We start from the raw sequence: 17,443 nt of genomic DNA, 5'->3' as shown, positions 1-17,443 counted from the left end.
CGTACAATCCCACGATGCCCGAAATTCCGATGAGTGCGGATCCGCACGTCCCTGTCGCCCGTTCGCCCTGGTGGTTCAAGCTGCTGGGTCGGCTTCTCGAACCCTGGGTGCGGATCAAGCGTGAGCCCGCCGAGCCTACCGCCCTCCTCGTGAGCGGCGCGGCTGTCTGTTACGCGATCGAGCGCGACGGCGCTTCCGACGCGCTGATCCTCGAACGTGCCTGTCGCGAGGCTGGCCTGCCCAGTCCGATGCAGTTGCTGGAGCTACCCGGCCGTCGTCGTCGCTCGGTGTTTTCCCTGAGCCGCCGCCATGGCTGGCTGTTCGGACGCACGGATGCGCGTGGACCGAAAGAACCGATCGGCCAGCTCATCCGCGCACTGGAGGACGATCCGGAGCGCGATATCCAGGTCGTCCCCGTTTCCATCTATGTCGGCCGGGCGCCCAACCGTGAGAGCGGCTGGTTCAGCGTGCTCTTCGCCGAGAACTGGCTGGTGGTCGGCCGCTTCCGCCGCATGCTCGCCCTCCTGCTCAATGGGCGGGATACCGTCGTGCATTTTTCCGCACCGGTGTCGCTGCGTAGCGTGCTGGCCGACTCGAACGGCCTGTCGCCGGAGCGCCTCACGCGCAAGATCGCCCGCGTGTTGCGCACCCATYTCCGCCGCATTCGCGCAGCCGTGATCGGCCCCGACCTGTCGCACCGCCGTACCGTGGTCGACGCGGTGCTCAACACCGAACCGGTGCGCGATGCCATCGCGGCGACGGCCAGCAAGGAAAACATCACGCTGGCGAAGGCTCAACGGCGCGCGCGCGATTTCGCGCTCGAGATCGCGGCGGACTATTCGCACCCCGTGGTCCGCTCGACCTCGTTCCTGCTCTCCAACTTCTGGAACAAGCTCTACGACGGCATCGCCATGCACCACTTCGACAAGGCCCGCGCCGCGGCGCCGGGTCATGAAGTGGTCTACGTGCCCTGTCATCGCAGCCACACCGACTATCTGCTGCTGTCTTATCAGTTGCATTACTCCGGCGTGGTGCCACCGCACATCGCTGCGGGCGTGAACCTCAATCTCCCCGGCGTCGGCCCCATCCTCCGTCGTGGCGGCGCGTTCTTCCTGCGCCGCAGCTTCAAGGGCAATGCGATGTATTCGGTGGTCTTCAACGAATACCTCGCTCAACTGGTCGATCGCGGCGTGCCGCTGGAGTACTTCATCGAAGGCGGCCGTTCGCGTACCGGACGCCTGCTGGCACCGCGCGCCGGCATGCTGGCGATGACGCTGCGCGCCTTCCTTCGCGCGCCTCGCCGGCCGGTGCTATTCCAGCCGGTGTACATCGGCTACGAGAAGCTGATGGAAGGCAAGTCGTACGCAGGCGAGCTTTCCGGTAAGCCGAAGGAAAAGGAATCGCTGCTCGGCCTCATTCGCGGCCTGAAGGTGCTGCGCCAGCGCTATGGCCACGTCACGCTGAACTTCGGCGAGCCTATCCTGCTCACCCCCATGCTCGATTCGGTCGCGCCGGACTGGCGCGTGACGACGGCCGAGCACGACGCCAAGCCGGAATGGATGAGCAACCTGGTCGACGACCTCGCCGAGCGCATCCAGATCAATATCAACCGCGCGGCCGACGTCAATCCGATCAACCTGATCGCGCTCGCCCTGCTGGCCACGCCCAAGCATGCGATGGCCGAGAACGACCTGCTCGCCCAGCTCGAACTTACCAAGTCGATGTTCCAGGAACTGCCGTATTCGGACCGCGTAACCATCACGCCGATGAACCCACAGGGCATCGTCGCGTACGGCGAGCAGATGGGCTGGATCCGCCGCATCCGTCACCCGCTTGGCGACGTGCTCGTTACCGAAGGCGAACAGGCGGTGTTGTTGTCGTACTTCCGCAACAACGTGCTCCATCTGAACGCGGCTGCCGCGTGGGTGGCAGCCTGCTTCCTCAACAACCGCCGCATGTCGCGATCGTCGGTGCTGCGCCTGGGCAAGCTGATCTATCCCTTCATCCAGGGCGAGCTGTTCCTGCCCTGGGACCAGGATGGGTTTGCCAACGAGGTGCAGGAAACGATCGAGTTCTTCGTTCGCCGCGGCATCCTCGAGGCCAGCAGCGAAGGCCGCGTCCTCGAACGTGGACCCGGCCAGGACGACGGCGCGTACCAGCTCCGCGTGATCGCCCGCAGCATGCTGCAGGCTTTCGAGCGCTACTACATCGCCATCGCCGCGCTGGTGAAGAACGGCCCGCACACCATGAGCTCGGGCGAACTCGAAACCGCCTGCACGCTCACGGCGCAGCGCCTCGGCCTGCTCAACGAACTGTCGGCACCGGAGTTCTTCRACAAAGCCTTGTTCCGCGGCTTCATCCAGAAGCTGCGCGAAGTGAAGGTGGTCTGGACCGACACGAACGGCAAACTCGACTTCAGCGACGCGTTGGAAGATATGGTGCGCGATGCACGAGTGATCCTCGCGCGCGAGGTGCGTCACTCCATCCTCAAGATCACGCCGGGCGGCGAGAACGACCGCGACCTCGAAGCGCGTCCACCGGACGATCCGGGCGAGACGGCGGCGGAGTCGCTACATGACCGGCATGTCGCCAACGAAGAGACGCGGCACAAGAATCATCCCTGAGCTGACATCTTTGCTGTCGTAACGCTGACACCATGTCGTCGTTGGCGGGGACATATCTTCCGCTGACGAGCTCCTAACCTTTGCGCTGGATTTCCACGCAAAGGATGCGGCATGGACATGAATCCCCCGCAGGCGCCGGCGGCAATCGTCAGCAGCACGCAGCAGGAGACCGTCGACGCCCTGGGTCGGCTTATCGCCGTTCAAGCGTGGCTGGCCAGCCAGCAACAGGATTTACCCGCGCTACCTGTTTATCCCGTCGCCGAAGGCCGCACGCACCTGCTCGCCGCCCTGGATGCGTTCTGGCAGCGACCGGTAGAAGACGCCCCGGGCGCGCCACCCGTGCCACGCATCGATGCCCTGGCCACGCGGTTGGCGTCTGTCATGCGCGACGACGCCCTCGTCCGCCGCAGCGACGGCACGCTCGACGGCGTCGCAGCGAACCTCGCCGAGCGTTTCGCGCGCTCGCACGGCGGCGACTTGCCACCAGGCGTGCAAGTCCGTTCGTTGCGCATCGGTCCGGTGGACTACGCAGGTGCGGTCATCGTATACGACCGCGACGATCCTACCGTCGTCCTTCGCTTCCTGCCGGATCGCGGCTGGGACGCTTTCGACAGCCTCGACCACCTGCATGGCGAGACAGAGTTATGGTTGCGGCAGGCGCTGGCGCGCCGCCGCGAACTGCCGGGGATTCGCGCGGACGACACCGCCCAGGTACTAGCCAACGATCGCTTCGTCGATTCGCTGCCGCAGCAAGCCGACGTGTTTCGCTCGATGGCCCGGCGGATCGCCGGACTGCAGAGAGAAAAGGTCGAGGATGCGTGGCCGTCGGCCGGCGACACGGTGTCGTCCTCCCGGTTCATTGACGACGCCACGGCAGCTCTCGACCTGCACGACAAGCTCGACGTTTTCGCCCTGCTCGCCGAACGCGAAGAGCGCCTCGGCGCCACCCTCCTTGAACAACGCATGCGCCTTGTACCCACGCAGGTAGCCCAAGGCTGGCGCGACGCCATGGAAGGCTACCGGCTGACTCGGATGCGCGCCGCGTCGTCGGCGCGACATCACGACGACGCCCCGCTCACGCTGGCGGCATGGACCCGGAAGGAACTCGTGGCCGCGCTGGCGAGCCGCGGCATCGAGGCAGACCCCGATGATATTCGGATCGAAGCCAGCGGAAGCGAAGGCCTCATCCCGCCGTCGATCGGCTCGGCGCCAGCGATACCTCCTACCCACCTTAGCCTCGCGGAATTCGCCTTGCGCAACATCGGCTACTTCGATGGGCGAAGGCTCCAGATCGTCACGAGGGGACTACCCTCGGGTTCGACCACCCCGAGCATGCCGCGCCTGCGCGAGATGGTTCGCGAGCTCAACCTGGCCCCTCGCTTCGAAGCCTACCTGCGTGCGCGCGTGAGCGATCCACAGGGCCGAACCTTCCGCCAGACGACGATGCGACTGCAACAAGCGCGCATGCGCGTCGAAGCCGCTGCCGCGCGTAGCACCATGTACCTGAGCGACGAGCTGCCAGCCTTCATCGACGATCGCGAGGAACGCGGATACCGCATGGTTGAAGCCGTGCTGGACAGCCCGGTAGCGGCGACCCGCCGTACCGTCGGCGATCATAGGACCGCCGTGCGCCAACTGGTCTATCGGGGCGCCGTAGTGAGTGATGTGCTGGTCATCGGCGTCCGCGACGCACGCAGTTCATCGCGGGTCGTGCTGTACACGCCGGGAGCGCCTGACGGCCGTGACTTCCGCGAGTTCAGCGACCGCGCTGCGGCAGGCCGGCAGTTTCTTTACGCACCCGCTTTTCAGGACTACCTGCTACGGCGCCTGCCGGCCGAATTTGGCGAAGCGCTTCCCAACGGAAGCGGCCGGCGTTTCCGTGTCTCAGAAGCCACGCGGCGAACCCATTGGGTGCTCGCCGCCCCCGGCGAAGGACGCGGCACCCTCACCGAGGAAGCGTTCGAGGAGCGCCTGGTCGATGGCGATCTGCGTACGGCACTGTTCGATGCCGAGATCGTCCGGCAGGCGCGCGACGTCGCATGGCTGGGGCGTAGTACCTCCCAGGCTGACACCGAGTCCGTCACCGGCGTCGTCAGCACCGTCATGCGGAGCGCACGTGGCCCGGAAACGGCGGTGGTGGACACACTCGGCGCGGTCGGCCAGGCATTGCGGGCGACCTGGCGGTTCTATGACAGTGTCAAGGCCGACGACGTCCATCAGGCATTCATTGATTTTGCTGAGGCCTATACCGCGTCGCTGAGCTTCGCAGGCTGGGGCGCAGGTTTGCCTGGCGTAAGGCGAGCCCGACTCTCGTTGCGTCCGGATGTCGGCGCGCTACGCGCCACAGACAGCGGCATTCGTCTGCCGGACGGGCGGCACTGGCTGGATTCGCGCTACGCCGCGCGCGATGTCGACCTGAGCGGCTTGCAGCCCGATGCCCTTGGCGTGCACCGACTGGGCGGCCGTCGATACATTCGCCAGCGGGGCTTCGTCTTCGAACTCAGGCACGACCCTGCCTCCGCCACCTGGCGCCTCGCGCACCCGAATGCGCTGGACGCCGCGCGTCCCGGGCCACCGGTCGCGCGTGTGCCGGGCGGAGACTGGCGCGTGCGCACCGATATCGGTTTGCGTGGCGGCTGGACTGACGACACGGCGTTTCCCCAACCGCGCACGCGCGGTGTCACCGGCGAGGCGCTCGCTGGTCTGAGCGAGTTCCAGCGCTGGACGTTCCAGCAGTCGTTCAGAGAGCGTCTGCGCAATGGCGGTGAGGCGAGCCTTATCTATTGGGAGGCGACTTCGCAGGCACGTCCGAGATTCGTGACGTTGCGCCAGCACACGGCGTGGAACGATGCGTTGCGTGCGGCCCGTGCCACCCCGCCAGAGCCGCTACCCATCGGCACGCAGCCCGGCCCAGGGGCCACGTGGCGCGTTCTGCCGCCGAGCGAATGGCCCGCCCAGCTCTGGCACTACCCCCTCGGCCGTGGGATCGCTCTGAACGGTGGCACCGATCTGGCGCTACCTCTGCAGGCCRTTCCCGGCTCGGGACTCACCGGATTGCCCGCCACCGTGCAAGCCCCGGGACCTACAGGCGGTCCAGCGTGGATCCGGCTGCACCTGGATCGTTATCGAGGCCGGCACGGCACCCCTGAGTCTCCCGGCCTGAGGATCATCGAGGACCGTCGTGGTCCGCAGCCCACCTATGTGGTGCAGCCCGACGTGGGCTTCCCGGTCAGCTTCCTCGGCCTCGACGCCGGCGACTTCAGCACCAGCGGCCGGGTGTCGCCGTAGCGCCGCCGCATCCCCGCACCATTCCCGGGCGCCAGGCACCAACAGAGCCGGCCCTTCACCGTGACAAGGAAGAACGATATGGATGTCCAAACGATACCGCCGCATGAGGTCGTGCAGGCAGAAAGCCAGCCGTCTGTCGACGCGTTACGTCGCCTGGCTGCCACGCGCGATGCGCTCATGAGCATGTACGAGACACAACCGTCGCTGACCGAACCGAGCGCCACGGGCGCACGACAGCTGGTCGACGCGCTTCCCGGGTTCTGGGCGACCCGTGCCACCACGCTTGGCCAGCACCTGCTTAGCGTGATGAAGGAAGAAGCCACGCTGCGCAGGCTCGACGGCACGCTGAGCGATAACGCGGCGGCGCTCGCCGCCCGTGTCATCGCCGCGGACGGCCAGGGCCTTCCCGTGGGCGTGCATGTACGCGAACTCATGCTCGGCGGTGTGCCGCATGCGGGCTCGCTGATCATCGTCGATGACGGCTTGCCGGACCTGGCCCTCTTGTTCACAGCCCACGGCGGATGGGAGGCGTTCGACTCTCCGGAACGTCTTGTCGAGTCGACCCGTCGCCGACTGCTGGAGTCGGTGGATGCCACGGATGCCACCGGCCTTGAGAACGACGAGTTCGCCGAAGCTAAGACCGTGGGCGCCGTCGGCTGGCGGGGTATCACCGGCCCGTTCGCCGACGCGCTGGCCAACCGCATGATCGACGTGCAACTCGGCCGTATCGCGCTCGCCGCGGATGACTATGCCCTCGACAGCGACGAGCATGATGCAGCGACCCGTCTTGGCGATCGCATCCGCTACGAATTGTCGTTGGCGGCGATGCTCGACATCGACGCGATCGAAAGCCTGCGAGAGGCCAGGCTGCTCGAGTCGGTCGTCGCCCTACGCCTGGCGAATGTACCTGGCGAGGTCCGCGCCGCATGGTATGAGGCACGCGATACCTACAACGAGACGTTGGCAGCAGCGGCCATGCTTCGCGCAGCCATCGGCATGCGGCCACCGCTGAGCCTGCACGCCTTCGCCTCGCGCGAGCTGGCGGCACGGCTGGCGGCCCTTGGCGTCGATGAGTCGCCCGAGGCGATCACCGTCGAGATTGCCCGCATCAAGGTGTTGCCGACATTCCTCGAACCCCTCGACCCCTTACCGGGCTCGACGACGGCGCGGCGCATGTCGCTGGTCGATCTCGCTTGCCAGAACATCGGTCGTTTCTCCCTCGATACCCTGCGTGCCGTCAATACCGAGGGCACCTCCCTTCGTGACCGTCTCAGCCATGTCGCGATCATCAGCATCGTTCGTGACCTCGACATTGCAAACCGCTACCAGGCCCACGTCGAAGCGCGACTTCGTCAGGGAGCCGCGGGCGTCCTCGCCCGCAAACTCGCGACGACCGTGCAGGCGGCGAAAATGCGCATGGAGGCGACCGAAGCACGGCTGTCGTATTACATCCCCAACGAACCCGGCTCGTTTATCGACGATCACGCCGAACGGGGATTCCGCTGGATTGAAGCGGTGTTGAGCATGCCAGCCGGGCAACGCCACGTGGACAAGCACGAGATCGCCGTTTCCCAACTCACCTATCGGCAGGTGCCGCTGGACGGCATCCTCATCGTCGCCTCGCGCACGCCGAACAGTGCGCCTCGCGTCGTCATGTACACGCCCGACGCGCCGGATGGCCTCACCTTTCGCGAATTCGAAAACCGGCAGGATGCCGCGAAATACTTTCTCTACCACCCAGCCTTCCGCGAATACCTGCTCGATCGTCTACCTGCCGAATTCGCCACCGTGTCGGCCAATGGCATCACCCGCCAGTTCGCCGGCGATCGCCTCGCCCATTGGGTGCTCGGCGCCAGCAGGGAGGCCCCGTACACACTCACCGCCGAACCATTCGACGAACGCGAAGTCCATGGAGACTTTTTCGCCGCCGCATACGACACAGCAGTGGAAAAGCACCGGCGCGACACTCGATTCCTCGCCCGCTCCACGGCCGATGCGGATGACGACGCGTTACTCGGCTACGTGCAGGACCGCTTCCGGATCGACCCGGTGGCGAGAATGGCCACCACCGCGCTCGCCGACGTACCCGCGAGCCTCGCACGCATGACCCAGGCATCCTGGCGCTTCTACGACCACGTAAAGGCGGGCGATACCGGTCAAGCCGTCATCGCCTTTACCGAGGGCTACGTGAACGCGCTAAACCTTACCGTGCCGCCCTTCATCGGCGGGCGTCATGTCGCCGGCGCGATCGTACGCTCGCAAACCGCGACACGCGGCGTGGCGAGCACGCCGGTACGGATGTCGCCCGGGCGTGTCCGTTTCGACGAACGCTACGCCATGCGCGACATTCGCAAGCCGGGCAAGCCGGATAACGAAGGCGTTTTCCGGCTTCGCGGCCGGTCGTATGTCGAGCAGGACGGCACCCTGTACGCCGTGCGCCACGATGACGACTACGGCCATTGGCGTCTTGCGCCTTCCCGGGGCAGCGTTCTCGATGCCCGCTTCACCGGGCCGCTGATCGAACGGATGGATGGTCGATGGGTGTATGCACAAGGTGTCGGCCTGCAAGGCGGGATGCGTCGGTTCCGCGAGCGATTGCATCGCCTCGCCGTCCGTGACCATGCCGCTGCGGCGCCGGGTGGCGCGCCACCTGTTGCGCCGGTCGCCGCCCCGGCCGTAAACGCGCCGCCGCTGATGGCCTTGCCTGCCGTGATCGCACCCATGCGCGCCGAGATCGCGGCGGCGCTCATCGACAATCCGAGTGCGCTCGCGTTGGTCAGGACCGATGGAACGCACATGAAAGTCGTCGTCCCACCACGCAGCGCCCTCATCGTAGACCCGCACCTCCATCCGGACATCGCCGAATTGAGTGCGCATCAGCGGCGCGTGTTCCTGCATGAACTGGAAACCCGGTTCCCCCTGCGCGCCGAGCGTGCCGAGGTGCTGGGCATCCGTGGATGGGCCCAGCATGACGGTCGCCGCATTCCGTCCCCGCCGTCGTCGCCAGGCGCAGCGCCGGGCATCGACATCCAGTTTCCTGAAATCTCGTCGTCCACGGACCATGTGCCGGCTCTCGCGTCGACGCTCTCACCAGGCCAGCAAGCACGGTGGGACGACGCGCTCGCCGCTGCGCGGCAGATGCCACGCGTGCCTTCCCGGCGCTCGGGCGCCGCCACCGGTCGGGCGACGACCGAGTCCTTGCCGGCCACCCAACTCGTCCCTCGCGACGAATGGCCCAGCCGTGTCTGGTATTTCAGCGACCGTCACTTCGAGCCCGAGTTCTGGCCCGGGTCGAACCGTGAGGGCATCACGCTCGGGCCTCACGAGGCATGGATAGACACGCCCCACGGACCGCGCACGTATCCCGTGTCCGTTCTTCCGCCGGAAACACCGACACGCCGCCTGGCCGAGGCGCTGGGTACGTCGCCCATGCAACAGGCCGGGCAGCGTGATCCGCTCGGTTACGCGATCCAGATCGATACCGCGCGCCTCCGCGATCCCTGGCGTCCGGTCGGCAACCACCATGTTGTCCGGGGGCCGGGAGGCGACTTTGAAATGCGTCGACGCCTGCTTCCTAACGGTGAATACCAATACCAGCTAACGAGCAGCGACCCCATTCGCATCCCCTCGAACTACATCGTCAACGCCGGGCGCCGTGGCGAACAGCCCGCGCCACTCGCGCCCGTTCGCTACTGACTCATCACGACAAGGAAATCGTCATGGATATCACTCCGCCGCAGGCTCCGCCTGCACAGGTGCGAAGCATTCACCAGGAGGCCTCGAACGCCTTCGATCGTCTCGTCGGCTTGCAGGCCTGGCTGGCCACCGAACAAGCCGGCATGCCGGGCCTTCCCGAAACCGCAGGGCCCGAGACCCTGTCGCCCTATCTCGTCGCCGTGGATGCCTACTGGACCTCGCCGCCCATGAGGGGCACCGCCGGAAGCTCGCGGCGTGCCGCTCTTGCGGGGCGGCTCGCCGACGCGGCACGCGATCTGGCCGTGCTCGCCCGCGAAGACGGTCGCCTCGATGAAAACGCCATGGCCCTGGTCCGCTCCATCACGTCGGCCGACGGTGCCAGCCCACCACCCGGCACGACGGTTCGCGAGCTGATGTTCGGATCCAACGCTTATGCCGGGGCATTGCTCATCCAGGACGAACGGGTTCCCGAACGCACCCTGGTGTTCTCTCATGACCGAGGGTGGGAGTCGTTCCCGCGGCTGCGTGACGCTCATGCCGAGCTGGAGCGGCGCGCACGCCTTGCACTCGTCCACGCATCGGATCTTCCCGGTATCGCTCGTCAGCATCTCGCGTCGGTCGGGCCGAATGTTTTCGTCGACTCCCGGGAGATCGGCAGCGATCCCTTCGGCACCCTCGCCGATCGGCTGATCGCCGTGCAGCGCGACAAGCTTCGTCAGGCCTGGTTCGAATATTCGTTGGCCGACGAGACCACGTCGCGCGCGCAGCTCTTCGTCGACACGGCATTCCGCGCATTGCAGCTTGACCGTGCTTTCGATGTCGAAGCGATTCTCGCCGCACGTCATGCGGCGCTGCTGGAGACATTCAACGCACAGCGGCTCGAGCACGTCCCTGCGATCGTGGCCGCCGACTGGCGGGACGCGAGCGATCGCTACGTGGACACGCTTGGGCAGGTTGCCCGACGTGAAACCGAAGCGGGCCTGCGCGTGCCGATGGACCTGCCCACGTATGCGTCGACCATGCTCGGCGAGCGCCTGCGCGCGCTCGGTGTTACCCAGGACCCTTCGGACATCCATATCCGCATCGACCGCAGCGCCGATGTCGCCACGCGACTGGAGTCACTGCAAGCCTTGTTCKAGGGGCCAACGCCAGAACATATCAAGCTGATCGACCTTGCCTACCAGAACCTGGCGCCCTTCGAGCCGGTAAGGCTGAGCGCCAGCGCGAGCGATGGCACCTCGATCGCCAACCTGGACGATGCAGCGATTCGCCGGCTCGTGCGGGATCTCAACCTGTCGACACGCTTTCAGGCGTATGTGGAATCGGTATTCCGTTCGGGTAGCGAGGCGTCGGTCCGTCGCGAAGACGCCGCAGCGCTGCAGCGGGCACACATGAGGTTCCTCGCGGCCGAGGCACGGTTGTCGTACTACATGGACGACGCGCCGCACTCGTTCGTCACCGATCGTGGAGAGCGCGGTTACCACTGGGTCCGCGCGGCACTCGACACGCCGACGGCAGCAGGCCGGGCACGCGTCGAAGGACACGAGGTCGTCGTGCGACAGATCACCTATCTCGGCACGCCGCTGCGCGACATTCTAGCCTTCGGCGTGCGCCAGCCAGGGAGCGTAGCCAGCATCGTGCTCTATACACCGGATGCACCGGATGGCATCACTTTCCGCGAGTTCCCGGACCGAGCCGAAGCGGGTCGGCGATTCTTCTACCATCCCGCGTTCCGCGAGTATCTTCTCGACCGGCTCCCGGCCGACTATGGCCGCGTACTTGCTAACGGCGCTACACGGCAGTTCGCCGGCGACAACCTCGCGAACTGGGTACTGGGGTCCAGCACGGCGGCGGCCTACACCCGCACCCAGGCACCCTTCGACGAACGCGAGGTAAGCGATGACTTTCTGGAAGCCGCCTATGAGGTCGATGTACAACTCGGCTTGCGTAACGCGCAGGCATTCACACGCAGCGCGGAGGATGCGCACTGGGCGTGGCTGGTGGAGCGGCTGCGTACGGCGACCACGCACAGGATCGTCGAGGATGCGATCAAGGGCGTTGTCACCGCGCCGGCACGGGCGGCGCAGGCCGCGTGGCGCATCTACGACGACATCAAGGCGGGCGACTCTGCCGAGGCGGTTGTCGACTTCGCGGAGTTCTACAACACCTCGCTTTCCGCAGCGCTACCCGTGTATGCATTGACTTCCTCATCCGTGGGACATGCGATAGCGGGCGCACGCTTTCGCGTGGCGGGACGCCTCGTGGAAGCGAGGCCGGCCGTGCGGCCGGTCGTCGTCTTCGAACCGCGCTTCGTCGCACGGAACATCCGCAAGTCCGGCCAGGCCAATGCCGAGGGAATTTTCACCATCGGCGGCAAGACCTACATCGAACACAACGGGCAGTTGTACCGGGTGATCCACGACAGCGATTACGCCAGCTGGCGACTGACACGTCCCGATGCGGGGCCGGCGTTCCGGGGCCCCGCGATCCAGCGGACCTCGACAGGCACCTGGGCCTACCGTCGGGTGGGTCTGCGTGGCGGCAGCGGGCGTGGACAAGCGGGAAGTCCCGAACCCTTGCCTGACCTCTACGACGCGTACCAAGCCGAAATCGAATTGGCATTCCCCGACCCGGTAGAACGCGAGCTAGTGGCCGCGCGGATGCGCGTCGAACGAGCGCCCGAGGTGGGCGCGCAGGTCACGGCCCCGCTCATTTCCGCCGAGCAACGGATCCGCTGGGAGGCGGCGCTGAACCAGGCGCGCTGGCATCAGCTCCTGATGACGTCACAGCCCGGGACCTCCGCAGCGGCGGCGCCTCTGGACCTGACCACGCGCTTCGGTGGCCTGCGGCCGGTACCGCGGGCGCAGGCTCCCGCCGACCTCTGGTACTACGGCAAGATGCCGTTCAAGGAAAGCGATCTGCGACGCCACCGCGGAAACCAGGGATACGACCGGGACTCGGCCGAGCTCTCGGTTCGTTCCATCTATCCCAGTGTCCACGGCGTTCGCGTCACCACGGTACCGCCGACGGCATCCATCGAGCAGATACGGCAGGCGATGGGCGCGCCCGACCTCGTGCGCGGGACGACGTTTTCGGTGCGCATCGATCCGAACAGCCTGTACGAGCCTATTTCGAGCAGCTGGAATCGGATCTACCCCTTCGCTGGCCAGCAGCCCCTGGCCGACCTGCTCGCGCCCAACACGGGGTTGCAGAACGTGTTCTTCGCGCGCCCGAGTTACGGCACGTCACTCAAGCTCGGCAGCGGCCAGTTCGACGTGGTCAACACGTTGCCGCCCCCGGCAGGACCCTGACCGCGATAGCGGCAGCTGTCTGGGCGGATGATCCGGAGTACCATGCGCAGCATGGATTCCCAGAAAACCACTCATTTCGGCTTCCGTGACGTCCCCCTGGCCGACAAGCAAAAGCTCGTCGGCCAGGTGTTCACGTCCGTGGCGCGTAACTACGACCTGATGAACGACCTCATGTCGTTCGGCGTCCACCGCCTCTGGAAGCGCCACTTCGTCGCCGTAAGCGGCGTGCGCCGCGGCGACCGGGTGCTCGATCTCGCGGGTGGCACGGGCGATATCGCTGCCCTGCTCAAGCCGGTGGTCGGCGAGGAAGGCGAAGTCGTGGTAGGTGACATCAACGCCGCCATGCTCGGCGTCGGCCGCGACCGCCTCACCGATCGCGGCCTCGTGTCCGGTCTGCGCTGGGCGCAGATGAACGCCGAAATGCTGCCGTTTCCGGACAACAGCTTCGACGCCGTGACGATCGCCTTCGGCCTGCGTAACGTCACCGACAAGGACAAGGCCCTGGCTGACATGCACCGCATACTCAAGCCCGGTGGCCGCGCCCTGGTGCTGGAGTTTTCCAAGGTGCAGAGCCCCTTGCTCTCGAAGCTCTACGACGTGCATTCGTTCAAGATCCTGCCGCGCCTGGGCAAGCTCTTCGCCGGGGATGCAGACAGCTACCAGTACCTCGCCGAGTCGATTCGCAAGCATCCCGACCAGGAAACCCTGAAGGGCATGATGCTCAAGGCCGGCTTCGGCCACGTCGAAGTCCGCAACCTGACCAGCGGGATCGTCGCGATCCATCGGGCCTACAAGCTCTGACAGGGGTGGCATACTTGGGGCTCTCCTTCCATCGGATGATCCCCTCGATGCGTCTGCTCCCCGTACTTGCCCTCACCATGGCGTTCCCCGTCGTGGCTTTCGCCGCCGATCCGCATTCCTATGCCCAGCCTGCCGTCGTCAAGGTCACCCACCTCGATCTCGACCTGAAGCTGGACTTCGGGCAGCGCGAACTGGCTGGCAATGCCACGCTGAAGCTCGACTGGAAGGACGCCAAGGCGAAGGATCTCGTACTCGACACGCGCGACCTGAAGATCGCCAGCGTCGACGCCGTGGATGGCTCGGGCAAGGCTACCCCGCTGAAGTTCGYCCTCGCTCCGCGCGACAAGGAACTCGGCTCGAAGCTGACCATCGAGGCGCCGGCCCATCCGGGCAGCGTGCGTATCGCCTATACGACGGTGCCCGAGGCTTCCGGCCTGCAGTGGCTCACGCCGGACCAGACCGCGGACAAGAAGCAGCCCTTCATGTTCTCGCAGTCGGAGTCGATCCACGCGCGGTCGTGGGTACCGCTACAGGACTCCCCGGCCATTCGCTTTACCTATGACGCACACATCAGCGCACCGAAGGATGTGCGCGTGGTGATGAGTGCGATCAACGATGCGAAGCATCCACTCAACGGCGATTTCGCCTTCGATCAGCCGCATCCGATTCCGTCCTATCTCCTGGCGATCGCCGCTGGCGATATCGCAGTGAAGGAAACCGGCCCGCGCAGCGCCGTCTATGCCGAGCCCAGCGTGGTCGGCAAGGCCGCTCACGAATTCGAGGACACTGAGAAGCTGATCGCCACGACGGAACAGCTTTACGGCCCGTACGCCTGGGGCCGCTATGACATCCTCGTGCTGCCGCCGTCGTTCCCGTTCGGCGGCATGGAAAACCCGAACATGACCTTCGCCACACCGACCGTTCTGGTCGGCGACAAGAGCCTGGTCTCACTGGTATCGCATGAGCTCGCGCACTCCTGGTCGGGCAACCTGGTGACCAGCGCCGCATGGCGCGACATCTGGCTGAACGAAGGTTTCACCACGTACGTTCAGGGCCGTATCACCGAAGCGGTCTACGGCAAGACGCTCGCCGACGAAGAGGCCCTCCTCTCCGCACGCGAACTGCAGAAGACCATCGGTGACATGCCGGCCAATTCGCAGAAGCTCACGCCGGACGCACGCGGCGTTGGCGCGGACGATTCGCTGTCCTCGGTTGCCTACGACAAGGGCTCCTGGTTCCTGCGCACGCTGGAGCTGCGCTTCGGTCGCGAGACCTTCGATGCCTACCTGAAAGGCTACTTCGCGCACTTCGCCTTCCAGAGCATCGATACCGACACGATGTTCGCCTACCTCAAGACGAACCTGCTGGATAAATACCCGGGCAAGATGAGCGAGGCCGAGGCACGCGCGTGGATCTTCCAGCCGGGCATCCCGAAGGATGCACCGCTGCCGACCTCCGCCCGCTTCGACGGCATCGACAAGCAGCGCACCGACTTCCTTGCCGGCAAGCTCGCGGCGGACAAGCTCGACGCCAAGACCTGGAACACCCAGGAGTGGATGTACTTCCTCGACCGGATGCCCGATGTGATGCCGCTGCCAAAGGTGAAGGAAATCGACGCCGCCTGGCACCTCACCGGAACGCCCAACGCGGAGATCGGCATGCGCTGGTACGCGCACGCCATCGCCGCGGGGGACAAGGATGTGTGGACGGCAGCCGCCGAACACATGACCCGCATCGGTCGCCTGTACCTGACCACGCCGCTCTACCGCGCGTTTGCGCGCACACCGGAAGGCCTGGCGTTTGCGAAGGAAACCTATGCCAAGGCAAAGAGTGGCTATCACCCGATGACCCAGCAAGCCGTCGAAGCCATCCTCGCCGGCAAGTCGAAAAAGAAGTAAGTCATGGCCAAGATCCCGACAATCGCTTCCGCCGACAGCCGCCCGCTCTGGCAGCGCCTGCTTCTTCGCCGCCTCAAGTTCCTCGTGGTGGTCGCCCTGGTGCTCGGTATCGGTGCTGGCGGCGTTTACCTGTTCGCTCCGTCGTTGCTGCTCAAAGCGGATGCCGCACGCCTGGCCATGTCCGCACACATGGAGAAGAAGACCGTGGTCGCGGGCGATACGACCTGGTCGTATTACGAAGGTGGTGACGGCCCGACCATCGTGCTTCTGCACGGTTTCGCGGCCAACAAGGAAACCTGGCTGACGATGGCGAAGGGCCTGACCGATCACTTCCACGTGATCGCTCCGGATCTGCCTGGCTGGGGCGAGTCCTCACGCAATGAGGGCGGCGACTACGGCATTCCGGCGCAGGCGGCACGCCTCGAAGCCTTTGCTACTGCCGTCGGTGCCCAGCATTTCCTGCTGGTCGGCCATTCGATGGGTGGCGCGATCGCCGGTGTTTACGCTGACCAACATCCTGAGCGGGTGGCGAGCCTGGTGCTGTCGAGTTCGCTCGGCCTTACCTTCAAGGAAAACGACTTCGTTCGTGACGTCAAGGCCGGCAAGGACCCGTTCCTGTTCAAGGATCGCGCCGATCTGGAAGCGTTGCTCGGTCGCATCTTCCTGGTGAAGCCGAACATACCGGGTCGCCTGGAGGACGCCTTGCTCGCGCGTAACGAGCAGGACCACGACTTCATCGCGCACACGTTCGAACAGCTGAAGGAGCCCGCCCAGGCTTACTCACTGGATCCGGTGATTGGCAAGCTGCAGATGCCGGTGCTCGGTATCTGGTGCCGCGAAGACAAGATCATTGATGTCTCCGCGCTGGACACCCTGCGCAACGGCCTGAAGAGCTCGCCCTCGATCGGCGCCACGATCATGAACGGCTGCAATCACATGCCCATGCTCGAGAAGCCGGAAGAAACCGCGAAGATCATCACCGGCTTCGCACTGGCGCACTGATTCGCCGTGGACGGAGCGGCTCTTGTGGCCGCTTCAGTCCGCGACGTCCGCGATCAATCTGTCCAGCTGCATCTTCAGTCCGCTGCCATGCATACGCAGCCACGTGCGCTGCTCCTTGTAATCCGGAAAGACGGTTTCCACCCAGTGCCAGAACTTCGGCGAGTGGTTGCGCACCTTGAGATGACATAGCTCATGGACGAGCACGTAGCGCAAGGCGGCTGGCGGTGCGAGGGCAAGCGCGAGATCGAGGTTGATCCTGTCGCGCGTGTCGAGGCTACCCCACAGGCTCTTAAGCGGACGCACCTTGAGTGCCGTGGGTGCGGCGTTGATCAACGGAATATAGGCGGGCAGCCAGCGTGAGACATCACGGCGAATCTGCGCCTCGAAGTAACTGGCCAGCAAGCCTCTCGCTACCATCAGTGCGCGCGTGTGAGGCTTTGGAATCACCAGCGTGAGACCGCCCGGATGCAGGTCCACTCGCGGATACGCACCCTCGGCCCAGTCCAGCGCGACCTCTTCGCCACGAAAAGGGAAGGACGTCGGGACACCGACTTTCAGGGCAGGCAACGGCGCGGCATCCAGATGGAACTCGCCCAGCTTCTGTTCCAGCCAATCGGCGTGATGGCGGAGAAACGCCGCCATCTGCGCAGTGTGCGTGCCGTTGGGATAGGTGAGGCGAGCACCCTTCGGCGTCACCGTGAGGCGCAGTCGCCGGGCGCGCGGATGCGCCGACTTGAGCACACGAATGGTGCCGCCCGTCAGGGTCGACAATTCAAGCCATTCGCCTTCTTCAGATGCCATGTCGCGAGTCTCTGGTCGATCC

Annotated in this window: 8 protein-coding genes; 7 read left to right on the top strand and 1 reads right to left on the bottom strand. The window is 65.6% G+C overall.

The features are described from left to right. Positions 1-29 precede the first annotated feature (29 nt). The 7 genes from plsB to AC1DSN_RS02175 all read left to right on the top strand — a co-directional run bounded on the left by plsB (position 30) and on the right by AC1DSN_RS02175 (position 16,620). Positions 30-2,624, top strand: coding sequence for a glycerol-3-phosphate 1-O-acyltransferase PlsB (gene plsB, locus AC1DSN_RS02205; RefSeq protein WP_477329423.1), 2,595 nt, complete (start codon positions 30-32; stop codon positions 2,622-2,624). A 111-nt stretch (positions 2,625-2,735) separates the two neighbouring features. Further along, the gene (locus AC1DSN_RS02200) at positions 2,736-5,912 is read left to right on the top strand and encodes a dermonecrotic toxin domain-containing protein (protein WP_477329421.1); all 3,177 of its coding nucleotides are present in this window, start codon (positions 2,736-2,738) and stop codon (positions 5,910-5,912) included. 78 nt (positions 5,913-5,990) lie between these two features. Continuing rightward, entirely contained in the window at positions 5,991-9,608 is a 3,618-nt protein-coding gene (locus tag AC1DSN_RS02195; RefSeq protein ID WP_477329419.1) for a dermonecrotic toxin domain-containing protein, read from the top strand. A 23-nt stretch (positions 9,609-9,631) separates the two neighbouring features. Beyond that, a complete protein-coding gene (locus AC1DSN_RS02190) occupies positions 9,632-12,919 on the top strand; it encodes a dermonecrotic toxin domain-containing protein (protein ID WP_477329417.1) in 3,288 nt (1,095 codons plus the stop codon). A gap of 51 nt (positions 12,920-12,970) precedes the next feature. Further along, the gene (ubiE, locus tag AC1DSN_RS02185) at positions 12,971-13,720 is read left to right on the top strand and encodes a bifunctional demethylmenaquinone methyltransferase/2-methoxy-6-polyprenyl-1,4-benzoquinol methylase UbiE (protein ID WP_213948879.1); all 750 of its coding nucleotides are present in this window, start codon (positions 12,971-12,973) and stop codon (positions 13,718-13,720) included. 47 nt (positions 13,721-13,767) lie between these two features. Further along, entirely contained in the window at positions 13,768-15,618 is a 1,851-nt protein-coding gene (locus AC1DSN_RS02180) for a M1 family metallopeptidase (RefSeq protein ID WP_477329414.1), read from the top strand. Between the two features lie 3 nt (positions 15,619-15,621). Further along, positions 15,622-16,620: an alpha/beta fold hydrolase gene (locus AC1DSN_RS02175; protein WP_255548566.1), complete on the top strand. Its 999-nt coding sequence runs from the start codon at positions 15,622-15,624 to the stop codon at positions 16,618-16,620. A 33-nt stretch (positions 16,621-16,653) separates the two neighbouring features. Here the strand turns inward: AC1DSN_RS02175 and AC1DSN_RS02170 are convergent, their stop codons facing one another. Beyond that, complete coding sequence (locus AC1DSN_RS02170; protein ID WP_477294311.1) at positions 16,654-17,421, bottom strand: M48 family metallopeptidase; 768 nt, start codon at positions 17,419-17,421, stop codon at positions 16,654-16,656. Positions 17,422-17,443 lie beyond the last annotated feature (22 nt).

This window comes from Luteibacter sp. P4_D7_3 (assembly GCF_056401735.1).
The sequence above is the reverse complement of the archived record's forward strand: the minus strand, read 5'-3'. Positions and strand labels throughout refer to the sequence as shown.